General features: G+C 64.2%; 19 protein-coding genes. 12 read left to right on the top strand and 7 right to left on the bottom strand.

All coding sequences use genetic code 11. The features are described 5' to 3' along the window. Positions 1 to 58: 58 nt before the first annotated feature. From QFZ33_RS20235 to QFZ33_RS20220, 4 genes are all read left to right on the top strand, one after another. On the top strand, positions 59 to 349 hold the full coding sequence (locus QFZ33_RS20235) for a glycosyltransferase family 2 protein (protein ID WP_307030365.1): 291 nt from the start codon (positions 59 to 61) through the stop codon (positions 347 to 349). After that, positions 261 to 1,049, top strand: coding sequence for a glycosyltransferase (locus tag QFZ33_RS20230; RefSeq protein ID WP_307030363.1), 789 nt, complete (start codon positions 261 to 263; stop codon positions 1,047 to 1,049). The genes QFZ33_RS20235 and QFZ33_RS20230 overlap by 89 nt, the downstream gene beginning before the upstream one ends. Positions 1,050 to 1,187: 138 nt before the next feature. After that, positions 1,188 to 2,708, top strand: a complete 1,521-nt coding sequence (locus QFZ33_RS20225; RefSeq protein WP_307030361.1) for a polysaccharide pyruvyl transferase family protein — start codon at positions 1,188 to 1,190, stop codon at positions 2,706 to 2,708. Between the two features lie 973 nt (positions 2,709 to 3,681). Beyond that, the gene (locus tag QFZ33_RS20220; RefSeq protein ID WP_307030359.1) at positions 3,682 to 5,883 is read left to right on the top strand and encodes a S8 family serine peptidase; all 2,202 of its coding nucleotides are present in this window, start codon (positions 3,682 to 3,684) and stop codon (positions 5,881 to 5,883) included. A 390-nt stretch (positions 5,884 to 6,273) separates the two neighbouring features. Here the strand turns inward: QFZ33_RS20220 and QFZ33_RS20215 are convergent, their stop codons facing one another. Beyond that, the gene (locus QFZ33_RS20215) at positions 6,274 to 6,480 is read right to left on the bottom strand and encodes a hypothetical protein (protein ID WP_307030357.1); all 207 of its coding nucleotides are present in this window, start codon (positions 6,478 to 6,480) and stop codon (positions 6,274 to 6,276) included. Between the two features lie 311 nt (positions 6,481 to 6,791). Here QFZ33_RS20215 and QFZ33_RS20210 point away from each other — a divergent pair, with 311 nt between their 5' ends. From QFZ33_RS20210 to QFZ33_RS20200, 3 genes are all read left to right on the top strand, one after another. After that, complete coding sequence (locus QFZ33_RS20210; protein WP_307030354.1) at positions 6,792 to 7,109, top strand: hypothetical protein; 318 nt, start codon at positions 6,792 to 6,794, stop codon at positions 7,107 to 7,109. A gap of 604 nt (positions 7,110 to 7,713) precedes the next feature. Continuing rightward, positions 7,714 to 8,127 carry a hypothetical protein gene (locus tag QFZ33_RS20205; protein WP_307030352.1) on the top strand — a complete coding sequence of 138 codons (414 nt, stop codon included), beginning with the start codon at positions 7,714 to 7,716 and terminating at the stop codon, positions 8,125 to 8,127. A gap of 251 nt (positions 8,128 to 8,378) precedes the next feature. Continuing rightward, positions 8,379 to 9,653, top strand: coding sequence for a S1C family serine protease (locus tag QFZ33_RS20200; protein ID WP_307030349.1), 1,275 nt, complete (start codon positions 8,379 to 8,381; stop codon positions 9,651 to 9,653). Between the two features lie 290 nt (positions 9,654 to 9,943). On the opposite strand, the gene QFZ33_RS20195 is transcribed toward QFZ33_RS20200, so the two are convergent. Next, positions 9,944 to 10,684, bottom strand: coding sequence for a hypothetical protein (locus tag QFZ33_RS20195; RefSeq protein WP_307030347.1), 741 nt, complete (start codon positions 10,682 to 10,684; stop codon positions 9,944 to 9,946). A 436-nt stretch (positions 10,685 to 11,120) separates the two neighbouring features. Between QFZ33_RS20195 and QFZ33_RS20190 the strand changes: the two genes are divergently transcribed. After that, a complete protein-coding gene (locus QFZ33_RS20190) occupies positions 11,121 to 11,720 on the top strand; it encodes a dihydrofolate reductase family protein (RefSeq protein ID WP_307030345.1) in 600 nt (199 codons plus the stop codon). 22 nt (positions 11,721 to 11,742) lie between these two features. Here the strand turns inward: QFZ33_RS20190 and rox are convergent, their stop codons facing one another. Continuing rightward, complete coding sequence (gene rox, locus QFZ33_RS20185; protein ID WP_307030343.1) at positions 11,743 to 13,185, bottom strand: rifampin monooxygenase; 1,443 nt, start codon at positions 13,183 to 13,185, stop codon at positions 11,743 to 11,745. 136 nt (positions 13,186 to 13,321) lie between these two features. Further along, positions 13,322 to 13,915 (bottom strand): hypothetical protein, encoded by a 594-nt coding sequence (locus QFZ33_RS20180; protein ID WP_307030341.1) that lies wholly within the window; start codon positions 13,913 to 13,915, stop codon positions 13,322 to 13,324. Positions 13,916 to 14,060: 145 nt separating this feature from the next. Between QFZ33_RS20180 and QFZ33_RS20175 the strand changes: the two genes are divergently transcribed. Both QFZ33_RS20175 and QFZ33_RS20170 read left to right on the top strand, forming a co-directional pair. Then, positions 14,061 to 14,510: a DUF2975 domain-containing protein gene (locus QFZ33_RS20175; protein WP_307030339.1), complete on the top strand. Its 450-nt coding sequence runs from the start codon at positions 14,061 to 14,063 to the stop codon at positions 14,508 to 14,510. After that, positions 14,510 to 14,731: a helix-turn-helix domain-containing protein gene (locus tag QFZ33_RS20170; RefSeq protein WP_307030338.1), complete on the top strand. Its 222-nt coding sequence runs from the start codon at positions 14,510 to 14,512 to the stop codon at positions 14,729 to 14,731. Before QFZ33_RS20175 ends, QFZ33_RS20170 begins: the two co-directional genes overlap by 1 nt. On the opposite strand, the gene QFZ33_RS20165 is transcribed toward QFZ33_RS20170, so the two are convergent. Further along, positions 14,728 to 15,147: a hypothetical protein gene (locus QFZ33_RS20165; RefSeq protein WP_307030336.1), complete on the bottom strand. Its 420-nt coding sequence runs from the start codon at positions 15,145 to 15,147 to the stop codon at positions 14,728 to 14,730. The two genes, QFZ33_RS20170 and QFZ33_RS20165, sit on opposite strands and share 4 nt — an antisense overlap. On the opposite strand from QFZ33_RS20165, the gene QFZ33_RS20160 reads away from it, so the two are divergent. Both QFZ33_RS20160 and QFZ33_RS20155 read left to right on the top strand, forming a co-directional pair. Then, the gene (locus QFZ33_RS20160) at positions 15,146 to 15,787 is read left to right on the top strand and encodes an ABC transporter permease (RefSeq protein ID WP_307030334.1); all 642 of its coding nucleotides are present in this window, start codon (positions 15,146 to 15,148) and stop codon (positions 15,785 to 15,787) included. The genes QFZ33_RS20165 and QFZ33_RS20160 overlap by 2 nt on opposite strands. 35 nt (positions 15,788 to 15,822) lie before the next feature. Next, positions 15,823 to 16,386, top strand: coding sequence for a GNAT family N-acetyltransferase (locus QFZ33_RS20155; protein WP_307030332.1), 564 nt, complete (start codon positions 15,823 to 15,825; stop codon positions 16,384 to 16,386). 9 nt (positions 16,387 to 16,395) lie between these two features. Here the strand turns inward: QFZ33_RS20155 and QFZ33_RS20150 are convergent, their stop codons facing one another. Together QFZ33_RS20150 and QFZ33_RS20145 are read right to left on the bottom strand one after the other, a co-directional pair. Continuing rightward, positions 16,396 to 17,301, bottom strand: coding sequence for a diacylglycerol/lipid kinase family protein (locus QFZ33_RS20150; RefSeq protein ID WP_307030330.1), 906 nt, complete (start codon positions 17,299 to 17,301; stop codon positions 16,396 to 16,398). A gap of 13 nt (positions 17,302 to 17,314) precedes the next feature. Beyond that, positions 17,315 to 17,551 (bottom strand): hypothetical protein, encoded by a 237-nt coding sequence (locus QFZ33_RS20145; protein ID WP_307030328.1) that lies wholly within the window; start codon positions 17,549 to 17,551, stop codon positions 17,315 to 17,317. Positions 17,552 to 17,569 lie beyond the last annotated feature (18 nt).

Below are 17,569 nucleotides of genomic sequence, written 5' to 3'. Positions count from 1 at the left end.
GCTTGCCGTCGGATATCCTCAAGTGACATCATCCCCCTCACGCTAGGTCAATACAGCCATGACAGTCACGCCCTCCGCCCGTGTGGCAATCGTCATGCGGACCAGGAACCGCTCCCTGCTCCTGGACCGTGCCATCCGCGACGTGCTGGCCCAGTCCTTCACGGACTGGCTCCTGGTGCTGGTCAACGACGGCGGCCGGACCAGCGAAGTGGACCCCGTCGTCGAGAAGTACAGCGACGAACTTGGCGAGCCGGGTACTGGTGATCCACCACGAGGTGGGGCGGGGCATGGAAGCGGCTTCCAACGCCGGCATCAAGGCCTCGAACTCCGATTACATCGCTGTCCATGATGACGACGACAAGTGGCACCCGGACTTCCTCGCCCGCACCGTGGCGCACCTGGACGCCACGGATGACGCCGGGGCCGCCGTCCGCACCGAGATCGTCTATGAGCGGATCGTCGGCGCGGGCGTCGAGGAGATCAGCCGCGAGATCTTCTGCGCGGACATCCGCGCCATCACACTCTTCGACACGCTGCGGCACAACCGGTGCGTGCCCATCTCGCTCCTTTACCGCCGGGCGCTCCATGACGAGGTCGGCTACTTTGACGAGGACCTGGACGTGGTGGGCGACTGGGAGTTCCAGCTGCGGGTTCTGCAGTCACACCGGATCGGCTTCATCGACGGCGAGCCACTGGCTTTCTGGCACCAGCGCCGCGAATCCACCGGGGACCTCGGTAACAGCGTCATTGTCTCGGACACCGCGCACCAGGACTTCGACCGCGCCGTGCGCGAGAAGCACCTGCGCAGTCACGTTTCCGAGGCCGGCCTGGGTGCTCTCCTGTACGTCACCAAGCACCAGGACACGGAAGCGCATCACTTCCACAACCGCCAAAACTACTCCGAGGGGCTGCTCCGGGAGCTCATCGACCGCTCCGCCCGGTCCGAGGAGCGGCTTCGCCTGCTGGAGGAGGCCATCAGCGACGCGAGCCTCGTAAGTCTGCTGCGCCGTCGCTACCGCCGGCTGAAGGACCGCCTGCTTCAGAGGTAGGGGCCAGCCCACTGAGGAGCCGGGCGTTGTGCCCGGTTCTTCGCCTGTTTCAAATCTTATTGGCCCTGTCCATGGGACAGGTGTGTATCAGCCTGCCGTCGACCATCCATGCGCCGCGGGCCAGAAGAGGACATCTAAGTGAAGATTGTTGTGCAAGGGGATCTCGGTCAGGCTGCGTACCACGTAGGGGACGAGGCCATGACAGTCGCCGCTGTGGACGAGCTGAAAAAGCGGATGGACGCCGAGTTTGTCCTGCTGTCCCGCGACCCGGCACAGACATCGCGGCTCTACGGGGTGGGCGCTGCCCATACCGTCGAGTTTCCCTGGCCGCCCGCGGAACGGGCCCGCCATCTCGATTTGGTCCGGCGGGCCGCTGCTGGTGACCGGTCGGCCCTGCTTTCCGCCGACCATACTTGGTCAGTGATCGAAGCGATCGGGGAGGCCGACGGCGTGCTGATAGCCGGCGGGGGCAACATGAACTCCCTGTTCGGCTGGCTGCTGTATGAACGTGCCGCCGTCGCGCTTATCGCGAAACAGTTGGGGAAGCCACTGGTGGTCAGTGGCCAGACGTTCGGGCCCGCGCTGCTGCCGCAGGACCGTACCGTTCTTCAGGAGCTGCTGGTCTCCGCCACCCTCGTAGGGGCCCGCGAGCCCTCGTCCCACGCTTTGGGGCTGGAACTTGGCCTGGAACCTGAAAGATTGGTGAGGGTTCTCGACGACGGAAGCTTTATTGAGATGGGTCCTGCGTCGGACCAGGTGGATGCGCAGACTGGCCCGCAGCGAACGGAACTGCCGGATGGGCAGTACATCGCGGCTACATTCGGCCCCGACGCGTGGCGGGAAGGAAGCAACAACCTCCCGGCGCTGGCCGCGATCCTCGACCGTGCCGCTGATCTGACCGGTCTCCCCGTGTACCTCCTTCCCCACATGGGTCCCCTCGGGTCCGACGACTCGGGTGGCGACCATGATTCGCACCGAATCCTCATCGAGAATTCCCGCAGCGGCCGCCTCACGACTCTCCCCGTGCTCCCGGTGGGTGAAGCGGCGTCAATCACCAAAGCGGCCCAACTCGTACTGACAAACCGCTACCACCCGGCTGTCTTCGGTCTGGCAGCAGGGGTGCCAGTGGTCGCCGTATCCAACGATGCCTATTCAGATGTCCGCTTGCACGGAGCCATGGGGAACTGGGGGCTGGGGGACTGGTCCCTTCCCCTCCCCAGCCTTGCATCCGGGGCAATGGACAGTGGGATATCGGAGGCTTGGTTGCGACGCGAGGAAGTCCGCCAGCATCTCGCGCAGGCGCTCCCCGGCGCTGTGCAAAGCCAGCAGGAGTGGTGGGACGGCGTGGCTGCGGTGCTTACGGGCGCGCAAACGGAAACTCCCGCCGGCTTGGCCGAAGTAACCCAATTGACCGCAAAAGGCTCCTGGTCCCGGGAGGCCAGGGAGCAGCGGACCCTGTTCCGCACCCTGAGCGGCAGCATCGGGCGCCTATGGACCGAACTGGACGATGTAAGGTCCGAGCGCGATGCTCTTGCCCGAAGCCACGCCGAACTAAGTCGTGAACGCGACGCCATTTTTTCCTCGCGGTCATTCAGAATGGCGTCGGTGCTCCGTCGAAGCGCCCATGTCGTGGGCCGGCTCAGGGGCCGACGGCCCTGAACATGGGCATGTCAACGTGATGCAAGACGACTAAGACGGCTTGATCCAGGGCCATCGCTAGCGGGACGATTCAACCGAGGGAGCCCCTCCGCGCCAGGTGGCAGACGTCGATATTGGTGTCACGGCTGATCACGATCTTTATCTGGGTCCGCTTTTGCCTTCAGAGCGTCATGTGACAAGGCCGTAGTAGGCTTGTGCTCATTAGGCTTCCGGCCTGTAATCAGGTCCTGGGAGCTTGTTCCACTCGGGCTAAGTCGTTACGGCTCATCCCCACACCGTAGTATGCCCCAAGAATCACCCCCATGACGAGCAAAGCTGTGCCGCCAGCTCCCGGCCCTTCGATTAGTTCAGCAATCCAGGCAAGCATGAGGGCAGCTGCGACCCAGCAACGGAAACACCGGCTCTCTCAAGCTCGAAACCCAGCCAACGTAAACAGTCCACAGCACCATCACAAAGACAAGGTTGACGATCAGCGATTTTCGGCTGACCGGTAGCGACGGCAGATCGATGCCTTCGCCCCGAAGCTGCCGACCTTCCAGCACTGCTCCTCGGATAAGTCGGATAAAGACTGCCGCGCGAACGAAGGTGATTAGCAAAGAACGCCAAGGTTCGGACAAGCCGAGCCAACTACGTATGCCCCCAACTACTGACCCTAAAATCAGGAACCAAAGTAGGCCCCAAGCGACTAGGCGCTGACGTTGCGGTGGCATACCTTCAAGTGAATCGGGCGGCCCCGATTGCCACTCGTATTCATTGCTTCCCCTGGCTGAGCCGCCCGTCATGAGCGCAGGCTACCGGCAGAGGATTGCCTCGGGAATCAATTCGCCTTGACCAGCCCAATTTTCCATTTCACTGGCAACTGCACCCCACCTCGCAATCGCTCTAGCACCCCCGGTAGACTCGTCCTGAACGCGGCGGGGGCCGCGTTCCATGATTGCGTCCCGGCGGCAGCGCCTGAAGGACGCCGGACAGGATGGTCTCGATGTTTGTCATGCGCCGAACACGCTTTTCTGCCCTCATGACGTCTGCCGGCATCGCCGCTCTTGTGGCCACTGCCGTCATCGTGCCCCCTGCATCGGCGGCCGATGACCGGACACCGCCGCTGCCCTCCATCCCCCGCACGCCCTCGGTTGTCACCCCGCCCACGGACCAGTTCATCGTGAAGTTCAAGGACCCGGCGCGGTCCGGATCCGCGCTCCGCGCCCGGTCCTTCAGCACGGCGGCCGCCAGGCTTGGGGCCACGGCGAAGGACCTCCGCGCCACGGCCGGCGGAGCGCGTGTGGTGCGCACCAGCAAGGAACTGGGCGACGGCGATGCTGAGAAACTGCTCGCCTCGCTCCGCGCGGACCCTGCCGTCGCCTACGCCGAACCCGACATCAAGCTGCAGGCGAAAGCCGCCGACCCGCAAGACACCTTCTACCCCCTCCAGTGGAACCTGTTTTCGGAAACCGCCGGCATCAGAGCCACCCGGGCGTGGGACGTCACCCAGGGTGCCGGCCAGGTGGTGGCCGTCGTCGACACCGGCAAGACCAGCCATCCTGACCTGGACGCGAACATGCTGTCCGGTTACGACATGATCACCAATTCCGAAGATGCCCGCGACAACGACGACGGCCGTGACCCCGACGCCACGGACATGGGCGACTCGACAGACATCGGGCAGTGCGCTGACGGATCAGCCGCAATGCCGTCCTCTTGGCACGGCACACACGTGGCGGGCATCATCGCCGCCGTCGCAGGCAACAACGAGGGCATCGCGGGCATCGCCCCCAAAGCGAAGATTCTGCCGGTCCGCGTGCTGGGACCCTGCGGCGGGCAAACTTCGGACATCGCGGATGCCGTCCTCTGGGCATCTGGAGCCCCGGTGGACGGAGTGCCGCCCAACCTGACGCCGGCCCGGGTGATCAACCTGAGCCTCGGCGGACTGCTGCCAACATGCCCGCAGGCCTTCCAGGACGCGGTTGATACCGCCACGGCCAGGGGATCCGTTGTGGTTGCGGCAGCCGGCAACGAGATGACGCAGGCCTCCAATTCCACCCCCGCCAACTGCCGGAACGTGGTCAGCGTCGCCGCCAGCGGCCCCAGCGGCGCCCTGGCGCCGTACTCTAACTTCGGGCCCGGCGTCGACATCACCGCCCCCGGGGGCGACATGTCCGCTGATCCGTCAGGCGGGATCCCGTCCCTGACGCACGACGATCCTTCAACGCCAGAGATCGAGAACTACGCCTACGCGGAAGGGACGTCCGCAGCAGCACCGCACATTTCCGCTGCCGCAGCACTTCTCATGGCCCAGATGGGCCCGACGGCGACACCGGCGGCCGTCGTAGCACGCCTCCAGCGCACTGCCAGGGCCATCCCCGGCGGCTGCCCGCAGGGATGCGGCGCCGGGTTGCTGGATGCCGCCGCGGCGCTGCTCCGCATCACCATGCTGGTGCCCACCGGGGACCTGAACGGCGACCGGAAGGCCGACGCCGTGGCGAGGGACAGCACCGGCACGCTGTGGCTGTATCCCGGCAACGGCCGGAGCGGCTGGCTGCCCCGCGTCCGCATGGGCGGCGGGTGGAACGTGATGACCTCGCTCGTGGGATCGGGCGACATGAACAGTGACGGCAAGGCCGATGTGCTCGCCAGGGACACGGCCGGAACTCTGTGGCTGTACCCGGGCAACGGCCGGAGCGGCTGGCTGCCGCGCGTCCGGGTGGGCGGCGGGTGGAACGTGATGACCTCGCTCGTGGGATCGGGCGACATGAACAGTGACGGCAAGGCCGACGTGCTCGCCAGGGACACGGCCGGAACTCTGTGGCTGTACCCGGGCAACGGCCGGAGCGGCTGGCTGCCGCGCGTCCGGGTGGGCGGCGGCTGGAACGTGATGACCGCCCTGGTGGGAGCGGGCGACATGAACAGCGACCGGAGAGCAGACCTCCTTGCCCGCGACAGCGCCGGTACCCTCTGGCTGTACCCGGGCAACGGACGCAGCAGCTGGCTGCCGCGCGTCCGGGTGGGCGGCGGCTGGAACACTATGTCAACCATCGCCGGCCGCGGCGACTTCAGCGGTGACGGCAGGAACGACGTCCTCGCCGTCGACAGCGACGGGGTCCTCTGGCTGTACGCCGGCACCGGCACCGGCTCCGCCGGCTGGTACCCGCGTGTCCGAATGGGCGGTGGCTGGGGGTAGTTCTCAGCGAGAACGTAGAGTTGTGCCTCAGCCCTGAGGCCAGTCATGTTACCTACGGTCGTCACGCTTCGATGCATTTGCCTGCCTCTTTGTGAGCGCATGACGGCATACCTGCTGGTCACTGCGTGCCCGAGGCAACAAGTAGTGGGCGACGCCGAAAAACGAGTAGTTATTGTGGGTGCGCTCTAGTTGCGCGTCACTTAGTGTAGGTAATCCGAAAGTCCTCTAGCCACAGGGGCACAATCGCGGTAGGGCCAGAGGGGAGCCTCTGCGCGGACAGACCAGTATTAGAGTCCGCGCCCACTTTTCATTACAGCTGCACGGTGAGGTGCGGCCACAATAAAAGCAGAAGCATGAAAGATCCCGAACTTGCGTGTCCGGATGCTTGCCTCATTGTGGTGTCTGACCCACGCGGAATGCGCTGGCGAGGAATCCCAAGCGATGCGGCATATAGGCTGCGCCTTTTGTTAAGAAGTACTCATAAAAGAATATAGTCGTAATAAAAACAAAAGCCTTTTCAGGTTCTGCATCCGTCGGTAGAGTGGTTCCCACGCCGCTTTCATCGGGAAAAACTGAAAGGGCGGGGGAGCTGTTCAACCCCTTTGGTTCCGGTCACAGTTACCGCTCCGCTGCTTTGAACAGGTATCCCACCCAAGCGCATGAATTGTGCCGCTTGCAACCATGGCTCTTCAAAATAATAGGCACAAAGTATTCCACGGCCTGATGTTTTGACCGGCATGGGAAAAGTATCCAGGTGCTGCACCGAATCAGCATAATGGCACGCTCGGATAAATAACCGTAGACAGCACCCATGGGTGTACTGCGCCCAAGCGTAGAGCGCCGCAATGATGCGGGCTCTTCTGCTCTGCGGTTCCTTTTGAATAACCACTCGCTAGGAAACCATTCCAATGAATACAGCATCTCGCTTTATCAGCACCACTGCGCTCGCCGCGGGCCTGACCCTCGGCAGCGCGGCACTCACTGCTGGAGCTGCTTCTGCGGACGCAGGGCCGACGACGACCTATTCGTCCACGCAGCACAGCAGCTACGACAAAGACGGCTTTGACAAGGCCGGCCACAACCGCCAGGGCAAGGACTGCAGCGGCCACTGGAGGCACTGGGATAAGGACAAAGGCAAGCATCACGACAAGGGCAAATGCCGCGGCAACCTGCCCAAGTACCCGCATCCCAAGGATCCAGTCCACCCCATCTACCCCCAGCGCTAATCCCGCACAGCAGGCCTGGCGCGGCCGGTTAATTCCGCTGCGTCATCATGGCTTATTCATGTATGAGGCATTATGAGAAAGTCGCACGCAAATAGAGCTTGGTAATAGGGCATGCGCTTTTTCAACTGACCCGACATGATGATGATGCACGCCCTGATTGCGCGGAGTTTGCGTAATAAAGAAAAGTTCGCCGAAACAATAAATTAGGCCTTTTCAATATCGGAATTCACCGGTAGCGTAGTTATCAGCCCCAGGACACCGGGGAAAGCAGAAAGTTTCGGGCTACCGCTCAGTCCATTGGTTCAAGTCAGCATTGACCGCTCCACTGCTTTTGAACAGGTAGCCCGCCGGGCACAATATGTGCTCACTCGCAACCAGGGCTCTTGGAAGCAATAGGCACAAAGTTGTTCATCGCCTGATGTTTCACGGCCATGGGAAAACTATCCAAGTGTGGCGCTGATTCGCCGTAACCGATCGCTTGGATAAACAACCGTAGATCGCACCTGGAAGGTGAAGTGCGCCCAGATGACGCACATTCGCAATGCCGCACACCCTTCTGGTCTACGGCTCCTTATGAATAACAACTCGCAAGGAAACAACTCCAATGAACACAGCATCTCGCCTTATCAGCACCACCGTTATCGCCGCAGGCTTGACCCTTGGCGGCGCGGCACTCACTGCTGGAGCTGCCTCTGCGGATACCGGGTCGAAGACGACCTATTCGTCCACACAGAGCAACAAGTACGACAGTCATCGCTACGACGGATGGGGCTACGACAACGAGGGGTACGACAGGAACGGCAAGGACTGCGACGGGCACAATCGCGAATGGAACAAGCGCCACCACCACAAGCCGCGTCACCACGGTAATCACGGCCACGGCCACGGCCACGGCCACGGCCACGGCAACAACGGCGGCCACGGCAACAATGGCGGCCACGGCAACAATGGCGGCCACGGCAACAATGGCGGCCACGGCAACAATGGTGGGAGCTATACCCCGCCCCGGCACGGCTAGCCCCGCGTAGCCGACCGGTACGGAACAAATAGGTTTGATACCGAGGGGACGTTCTCACCAGCGTTTCCTCGGAATCAAAATAAAGGAAGCGGTCTCCTGCGCGCCTGCGGAGGCCGCTTCTGCCGTGCATGCCCCATCGCGGGCTTCACAGCTTCATCACAGCACCGCGACAGAAGGGCCAAAGGCCTGGTGGACAGGATTAGGGAGAAAGCTCCGGGAATCATCGGAGCGGTACCCTTGAGGAGCCACACATGTACACGGAGACCAGCCACAATCCTGTCCCTCACGCCGATGATCCGCAGGGGACGGCCCCTCTCGCCAGTATTCCTCCTGCCACTTCCCCTTCGGCTTTTGGCGCTGTGAGCCCTGCGCCGCCTGTGCCGCCGGTCCGGCCGCGGGACAAGAAGCGGGTTGGTCCCGCGGTCTTCGTCACCTGCCTCGTGGCGGCGGGACTTCTGGGCGGCGGGGTGGCTTCCGGGGTTTTTGCACTGTGGCCCGACGCGCCAGCACAGGCAACCACCACGGCGCAGGCAGCCATTAGCCCGGTCATCGTCAACAACACGGAGAGCGTTAACGCCGCCACCGCTGCTGCGCAGAAGGCCTCGCCCAGCGTGGTGACCATCAGCGTCAGGTCCGGCAGTTCAGGGGGCACCGGCTCGGGCATCATCCTGGACACCGAGGGCCACATCCTCACCAACACACATGTGGTGACCCTGGACGGAGCGGTGGCGGATGCCGCCGTCGAGGTCCGCACCAATGACGGCCAGGTCTACAAGGCCACCATCGTGGGCACGGACCCGCTGTCCGACCTCGCCGTCATCAAAATCGACGCCCAGGGACTGATTCCGGCAACCCTCGGTGACTCTTCTGGTGTCAACGTCGGTGACACCGCCATCGCCATTGGCGCACCCCTGGGACTCAGCGGCACCGTCACCGACGGCATCGTCTCCGCCGTGAACCGCACGATCGAGACGGAGTCGTCCGCCACGTCCCAGGGATCCTCAACGCAGGATTCCATCAGCATCAACGTCATCCAGACGGACGCAGCCATCAACCCCGGCAACTCCGGCGGCGCGCTGGTCAACGGGCAGGGCGAGATCATCGGCGTCAACGTGGCCATTGCATCGGCGGGATCGTCGTCCTCCTCGTCCACCCAGAGCGGCAACATAGGCGTCGGCTTCTCCATCCCGATCAACCAAGCGAAGCGGGTGGCGGAGGAGATCATCTCCACGGGCAAGGCGACCCATGGCCAGCTGGGACTGTCCGTTCAGGACAAAACGTCAGGGTCGTCGTCGGACTTCACCGCCGGCGCCGAGGTGGCCTCGGTGACCTCCGGGTCGGCGGCGGACAAGGCCGGGCTGCAGGCCGGCGACGTGGTGACCGGCCTGGCCGGCCGGACCGTCACCGACGCTTCTGAGCTGACGGCGGCCGCCCGCGAGCAGGCCGCCGGATCCACCGTGAAGATCGCCTTCCAGCGCGACGGCCAGGAGCAGACCGCGGACATCACCCTGGGCGCGGCGTCCTAGGCCGAGCCTTCATACACCGGGCGCCGCTTCCATGGGGGAGTGGCGCCCACTAGCTGACAAGTCGTCCGGCGCGTGGACATCCTGCAGGTGGTAAAGCAGCGCCTGCCCAGGATTCTCGGGGTGCAATGCGGTGTGTCGCAGCAGTGACGCGCGGATATGGGGTTCGAGGTTCGTCTGGGAGAGGATTTCACCGATGAGGCGCCTGAGCTGAAACTGCAGGAGTCCTTCCCGAACTGATGGAGCGGACGGGGCGCCGGCTTCGCGGTCCACGACCGCCATCCCGCGCGTGGTCACGCGATCACCGGGACGATGCCGGTGACCAGTGTGCCGAGGCGCGCCGCAACGCCCAGTTCCAGGCCGGTGTCTGTGAAAACTAGGTTGTCGCCGCTTATGACCAGGACGCGGCCTGCCGCGGTTCCTTCCAGCCACAGGGCATCGCCGACGTCCGTTTGATCAAGCTGCTGGGAATGCATGAGTTCTCCGTCCACATGCAGCGCAATTGCTCCGCCGTCGCTCACCGAGCAGGTGCAGGTGTCCCGCGCGGGAACAGATCGCCGTACGATCTCCCCATAGCTGCCGGTCAACGACATCTGGAACCCATGGTTGAGCAGGGCTGAAACCAGGGCGGACGTCATCTCACCGCCGGGCGCTCCGAAGACCAGGCTCGGTGTCAGGGTGTAGGCAAGCACGGGGATACTCCTCTCGCTTCCTGCGCCTCCGGCCAGGACGAGACGCGCACCGACTGAGGTCAGATCGCTGCCAAAGTCGGCCGACTGAAGCAACCTCAGGGCAGGCCCCTGACACTGCAGGTGATAGACAGCTGGATCGAAGGTGAGGGACACCATGCCCTCCAAATCGTGGCTTTCGGTGATATCGACAGTCAGGGATACGGCGGCGCCGGCGCCAAGTGGAAGCCGGCAGGCAGCGCAGCGGCTGGCCATTGCCATGACTGTTTCGATGTACTGGGCAGTGTCCCTGCCCTTGAAGGTTTCCAGTCGCGTGTCCCAAGCGACATTGCTGGTGATAGGCATTTCCGCAGTCCAATCCGTGATGCGGCATCAGCGACGCGGCCGCTAGGCGGCCTGCACGTCCTGAAGCGAGAGTTGGCCGCCGGGCTGCTCTGCCGAACCCGGCATACTGATTGGAATGAGTTACGGTCTAACTCCCCAGCCAGATGCCGACAGCTTGGCAGCGACACCTTAGGGAAACACTTCGGGACCCTATGAATCTGGCCAAGGGCCTACCAAAGAAGTCCCCTCGCCGCTGTGGTTGAGGCACCTTGGGTTCGGATTCCAAACCGCTGTTCCCTGGGATCTCCCAAGGAACTCCATCCTTCTTCCAAGGACGGCGGCGGAGACTTGAACCGGCCGGTGGCGGTGGTCTTACGTCCACCCTCCGGGACAGGCCTGCCTAGCCAAGTCCGCTGCCGGCCGCCAAAGGGATCGTGGCGTCGTCTAGGATTCGTGTATGCGCCGGACTGTTGTCAACAACATCGTCTCCCTGGACGGCTTCTACGCGGACCAAAGCGGGAACCCGACGGTGCTGAACATGGATGAGACTTTCGACGCCTACAACCTTGAACGGCTGCGGTCGGCGGGAACGGTGCTGCTGGGCCGAACATCCTTTGAAGGATTCGGCGCCTACTGGCCCGCCATCGCTGACGCTGGCGAGGACCCCACCAACCGCGCGTTGAGTTCCGACAACCGGGAAACGAGCCGCCTCTACAATCGCATAGCCAAGGTCGTGGTGTCGGACTCCCTGGATGTCCCCGCGGACCACCCCTGGGCCGCCACCACGACGGTCGTCCGACGGGACGAAGTGGGCACGTGGCTGCAACAGGAAAAACTCTACGGGACTGGAGACATCCTGATCTTCGCCAGCCGCATCATGTGGAACGGCCTGCTGGCCCAGGGGCTTATCGACGAACTGCATCTGACCGTTAGTCCGGGCGCCCTCACCGCAGGCCTGCCCTTGTTCCTCCGGCCCGCAAACCTTTCCTTGCTGGACGTCCGGGCGTTCCCGGGATCCAGCAACGCCTTACTGCGATACCGCCCGGCGTCGGCATAAAAGCCAGCCGCCGTCGTCGGAGTCAATCCTCTTCGCCGCCTCCGGAGGCGGCGCCGAACCATCTCTCCAACTGGGGGAGCAGCTCGTCCTGGTCTTCGCCGATCCATGCGACGTGGCCGTCCGGCCGCAGCAGGACTGCGGGCGCGTCCAGTTCCCCGCTGGTGTCCGCGATGAGGTCGATCCGGTCCGTCCAGCCCGTTACGGAGAGTGTGCCGGTCTGGTCCAGCAGGAGCCCGCGGCCTTCGCGGGTGAGCTCGTAGAGACGGCCCCCTGACAAGGGGATGTCGCGCAGCCTTCTGCCGAGCAGCTCCGGTCCTTCGCCGAAGTCGTACCGGACCCCGATCGAGGCGATCCGTTCGGCCAGGAACCGGCTGACGTCGTCGAAGTCCATCAGCTCGGCCAGCAGGCGGCGCACGGCCTGGGGGCCGGGCTCGGGGGAGATCAGTTCGCTTTGGGCGCGGGTGATGGTCAGCACGCCCTCGGCGACCGGGTGGCGCTCGGCGAAGTAAGTGTCCAGCAGCCCTGGCGGCGCCCAGCCGTTGATTTCGGCAGCGAGCTTCCAGCCGAGGTTGAACGAGTCCTGGATGCCGAGGTTCAAACCCTGCCCTCCCAGCGGCGGGTGGACGTGCGCCGCATCGCCGGCGAGGAACACCCGGCCCGCGCGGTACTGCTCGGCCAGACGGGTGGCGTCGGTGAACCGGGTTATCCAGCGCGGTGAATGGACGCCGAAGTCGGTGCCGGCATGGGCCCGCAGCTGGGTCTTTAGCTCTTCCAGCGTGGGCGGCACCGAGCGGTCCTCGGCCACCGTGGCCGCCGGCACCACGGCGCGGAACAGCCCGTTCCCGGCCGGGCCGACGCCGAACCCCCTGTGGGTCTTGCGGACCTCGTCCACCACCCCGGCCAGCTCGTCCGGCGGCGTTGTCACCTCCATCTCGCTGTGGATCCATTCGTTCGTGGCGGGGTCGCCGGGGAAGCCGATGCCGAGCTGCCTGCGCACCAGGCTGCGTCCGCCGTCGCAGCCGACCAGCCAGCGCGAGCGGAGCCCGGTGCCGTCGGCGAGCCCGACGCTCACCCCGTCGTCGTCCTGCTCGACGCCCGTCACCTCGCAGCCGCGGCGGACTTGGGCACCGAGTTCGACGGCGCGCACCGCCAGCAGGCGGTCGGTGACCGGCTGCTGGATGCCGAGGATGTAGGCGTGTGCGGTGTCCAGGTTCGCCGGCAGGGGTTTGTCGATCCCGGCGAAGCGGCCGACCCCCGGGTACTGTTGCCCCTGTGCGAGGAACCGGTCCAGCAGGCCGCGCTGGTCCATGATCTCGATGCTGCGCGGGTGCAGGCCGAGCGAGCGGACCGCCACGCTCGGCTCCGCGTCCTTCTCCAGTACGAGCACGTCCACGCCGTGCAGCCGCAACTCGCTGGCCAGCATCATCCCGGTTGGCCCGCCGCCGCTAATGATTACATCGATCATGTGGAACCCCAATCCAAAATTTAGCCGCGGCCAACCATTCTGGTTGAGGGTGGGGGCCTTGCGGCAAGCCCCCTGGCGGGCTATATCCTGAAAGTGGCAAGGAGATCGGTTCTCCTTGCCTTTCGCATGTGCGGGTTCAACCGCATGTGACCTCGTGCATCGCCGGCCATACAGGATCGATCCCGCCCATGAGTCTAAGGATGCCGCTGTCAGCCTCCCAGCGCAGACGATAGGAGCCGTCAGCGATTGGTTCGTAGCCGTCGTCCGCAGTCCAAGAGCTCACCCGTGACCCGATTCCGCCGCGACCGACCGCATATACTTCACCGCTGCCCGCGAAGAGGAAAGAATACTCGCGCGCCACGGGCCGGCAGCCGTTCGGACCCTCTGGTTCGAGTACGTGGTAGGTGGCACTCAAGTCGCCCATTGCCCCGGTCAAGCTGCTCAATCCCACGCCGAAGACCACCAGCCGGTGCAACAGGCTAATGAGCACGGTTCGGCGCGTCCTGCTCCCTCCTCCAGCCGCGCGACGGCTTATGAGGAGCAGTGCCAGCGAGGTTACGAGCAGCATGGTGCTAACAGCCCAGCCAGGCAGCACGCCTCCCGCGATTACCAATACCAAGCCGCCCAAATTTGCTAACGCTGTCACGGCGGCGAGCAGCAGGCAACAGGTAGCTGCCTGGCGCAGCAGCGGCACGTTCAATCGGCCTGAAAGATTTTCCCCAGTCTTCATCGGCTGTCAGTCTAGCTTCGAAGGCCTTCAGGAGTGCGGAGGACTGAAAATGGTACGTCATATTGACTTTCGATAGAAAAAATCGGACCATCAGGCCATGTCTATCGTTAGTCGATTGGTCCTCCCGCTTAGGGTCCTGCTGGTAATGGTGTTCCTCGGGTTGCTGGTGGCCCAGGTCATGTCGTTCCCCGGCGAGTTTCTCTTCACGACCGAGGAGGGGCCGAGGGCGGATCCCTGGCGATGGCCGATGCTGCTGTTCTGGGAACTGGAAGCCGTATGCCTGCAGGTTGTGATCGTGTGCATCTGGCGGTTGCTGACCCTGGTCCAGCGTGACCGGATCTTCACCGCGGCCTCGATGCGGTGGGTGGACGTGATCACGTGGGCGTTCGTCGCAGCGTGGCTGCTGCTGGCGGCCATGGCCGCCTCCCTCATCGCGTACATCTATTTCACCCCCGAGCTGCGCGATCCCGGGATGCCTGCGGTGTTGATTGGCGTCACGCTGATCGGTGCGGTGCTGGTTCTGCTGATCGTGGTGATGCGGGACCTGCTGCGGCAGGCGACGTCATTGCGGGCCGATATGGAAGGGGTGATCTGATGGCGATCGTGGTGCGCATCGACGTGGAGCTGGCCAAACGCAAGATGAGCGTGGGGGAGTTCGCCGAGCGGGTCGGGATCACCCCGGCCAACGTGGCGGTTTTGAAGAACGGCCGGGCCAAGGCGGTCCGCTTCAGCACCCTGGACGCGATGTGCCGGGTCCTGGGTTGCCAGGCGGGCGACCTGCTCGAGTGGGTCGACGACGATGGTGCCGGCGACTAAGCCCCGCGCGGCACCCTGTCCGGGTGCACCATGTCACCGAAGCCGTGAACCATCCACCGGCCGTGGTCAGGCCGCCACACGAGCGTGATCAGCAGCGGGTCATCCAGAATTGTGGCCGGTGTGATGAACGTAGTTTCCTTGGCCTCCCGGATAACTCGCATGTAGCAGACCTCGAGATCTCCGTGGGCGTAGACGGCTTCCTGGAGCATGCCGGGGTCCTCGATGGCGTCCAGCAGCGCGGCGGCGATTTCGAAGGATCCCCACAACGGCCGGGACTCCGGGGTCACGATCAGATGAAGGTCGTCCAGGTTCTTTTCCCTGTCATGCAGCGCCCTGAAAAACCAGTACCCGATTCGGCGCGGATCATCCGCGGTCTCCTGCGACTCGTCCGCGTAAAGGTCAAAGTCCTCCGTCATGGCACAAAGGTACTCGTGGGGCCGGGGTGCTGACGAGACTTTCCCGGGCGGAAATCGAGCCAGGAAACGGGACGGCCGAAATTGTCAGATCATCTCCCTGTTCGCCGTCGGGCTCCTTCAGGTGGCGGTGTTCCTCACACCGATCGCCGTGGGCTACTTCCTCTTCCGCGACTCAGTAGCACTGCCCGACTTCGACCTGTCCTCCCTGGTGTTCGAGCCCGTCCAGATGATCACCGGCGCTCTGCTGCTGCTGGGCGGGTTCACCCTGTTCACCGGCGTGCTCGTGGCCATCGGCGCGATCATGCCCACGGCCAAGGAAGCCTGCACCATCTTCGGGCCGCTGATGGCCCTGATCTTCGTGCCCTTCTACGCCGTCAGCCTCATCATCAGCGACCCCACAGCCCTGATCGTGCAGGTCTTCACCTACTTCCCGCTCACCGCCCCCGTCACCGCGCTGCTCCGCAACGGCTTCGGAACGCTGGGCGCTGTCGAATCAGCCGTCGTGATCGTCGAGGTGTTCATCGTCGGGATCCTCATCCTGCGCCTGGCCGTGCACCTGTTCCGCTACGGCTCCATCGAATACGGCCGCAAGCTCTCCATCGCCGGGACGTTCCGCCGGAAGGAACTGACTGCCAAGTAGGGCGTTTGCTGCCGCCCCGGTGCGAGAATGTCCGCATGCTCATTTTCCTGGAGACCGAGCGGCTGATGCTGAGGCAGTTCACTCCCACCGACGCGGACCTGCTCTTGGAGCTCGACGGCGATCCGCGCGTGATGCGGTACATCACCGGCGGTGCCCCTACGCCCCGGGAAGAGGTTGAAGACGAGGTGCTGCCGGCGTTCCTTGGCTACTACCGGAAATTCCCCGGCTATGGCTTCTGGGCCGCCGTCGAGAAATCAACCGGAGATTTCCTCGGCTGGTTCCACTACCGGCCCGCCCCCGGCGATCCGCCTGACCAGCCCGAACTGGGCTACCGGCTGCGGCGCGAGGCCTGGGGAAAGGGCTACGCCACCGAGGGGTCCCGGGCGCTGATCGCCAAGGGGTTTACCGAGTTCGGCGTGCAGCGGGTGGTTGCTAACGCCATGGCAGTGAACACCGCCTCGCGACGGGTGATGGAGAAGTCCGGAATGCGCCTTATCCGTTCCTTCGTCGCTGACTGGCCCGTGTTCATCCCGGGCGATGAACACGGCGTCGAGTACGCGATCTCCCGGAGTGAATGGACCCTGGGCGTTGGCCGCTGATCCGCTGGGTCAGACAACGGCCAGGGCGCCCTTGGCGCTTTCCACCAGAACATGGGTGGCGGCGGGAAGATGCCTGACCTCGCCGTCAATCTGGCAAGGAACAGCATCCCGCGTGGTGAAGGCGTAGCTGCTGACGCTTGGCTGGTTCCCGAGTCCCAGCGTCACGGCCCGAAGGGTCATCAGGGCCATCTTCCAGCGCCCGGAGTGGGGGAGCGTCACAACCTCGAACCGGCCGTCGTGGGGGCCGTCCGACTCGCTGACCGTCCCATACTTGGCCATCCGCGAAATATTGGCCAGGATCAGGCTGTCGAAGCGGGCGGTGGCCCCGTCAGCCCGGACCAGCTCGAACGGCTTCAAATGAGAGAGCGTGCGGGCGACGGACAGAAGTTCCAGGATTTTGCCCTTTCCGCCGCTCTCGATGCCGATCGCCATCAATGGTGTGAGCCCGAAGCCTATGTAGGAGTGGGCGTAGTGAACCCGTACCTGCTGTTCCTCGGTAAACGTAATGCGCAGCAGGTCGATGTGCCGGATCCTGCTTCCCCGGACAGCCTCCGGCAACGGCCTTGTGGGCATGCTCCGGTGATGGTCATTGGCGTTCCCTGCCGCGAGCACGGTGCACACCGCCCTGTTGCCGGGGACGTCCATCACCCCGTTGACAACCTCGTTGTACCCGCCGTCGCCGCTGACCGAAACAATGAGCGGGGACCCGGTGGCCGCCACGGACCGTGCAAGGTCCCGTGCGTGCCCGGCAAACTCCGTCGGCAGCGCGTCAATCTGCAGATCCGGCACTCCGGCGGCCAGATCCCGTTGCAGCTCCTCGATCCTGGCGGTCATGCCGGGCTTACCCGGGTTGAAAATCAGGACAGCCCGGTCAAAGCGGGCTGCGGTTGCCTGTTCAGGTCCACTCGCTGTCATCGGCCCTTCAGCCTTATCGATCCACCAGGTCGTCCGCTACGCGGTGAAGGTCCTGGACCCAGCCGGCTGAACGGCTCGGCGTTCCGGAACCGGCCTCGAAGTTCGCAAGCGCCTCCGCTATGCGGTCCAGTGCCTCCGAGATATTGGCTCTGACCGCCTTATAGCCTTCCTCCGAGCGGGGGTCGGAGGAAGCCGATGACAGCAGTTCCGCTCCCGACTTGATGACCAGTGAGGCCTCGTACTCGTTCACACCTGCACCTCGCGGCTT

The organism is Arthrobacter globiformis (assembly GCF_030815865.1).
In the GTDB taxonomy this organism is placed as follows: Bacteria; Actinomycetota; Actinomycetes; order Actinomycetales; family Micrococcaceae; genus Arthrobacter; species Arthrobacter globiformis_B.
This window is presented reverse-complemented; position numbering and strand designations above follow the sequence as displayed.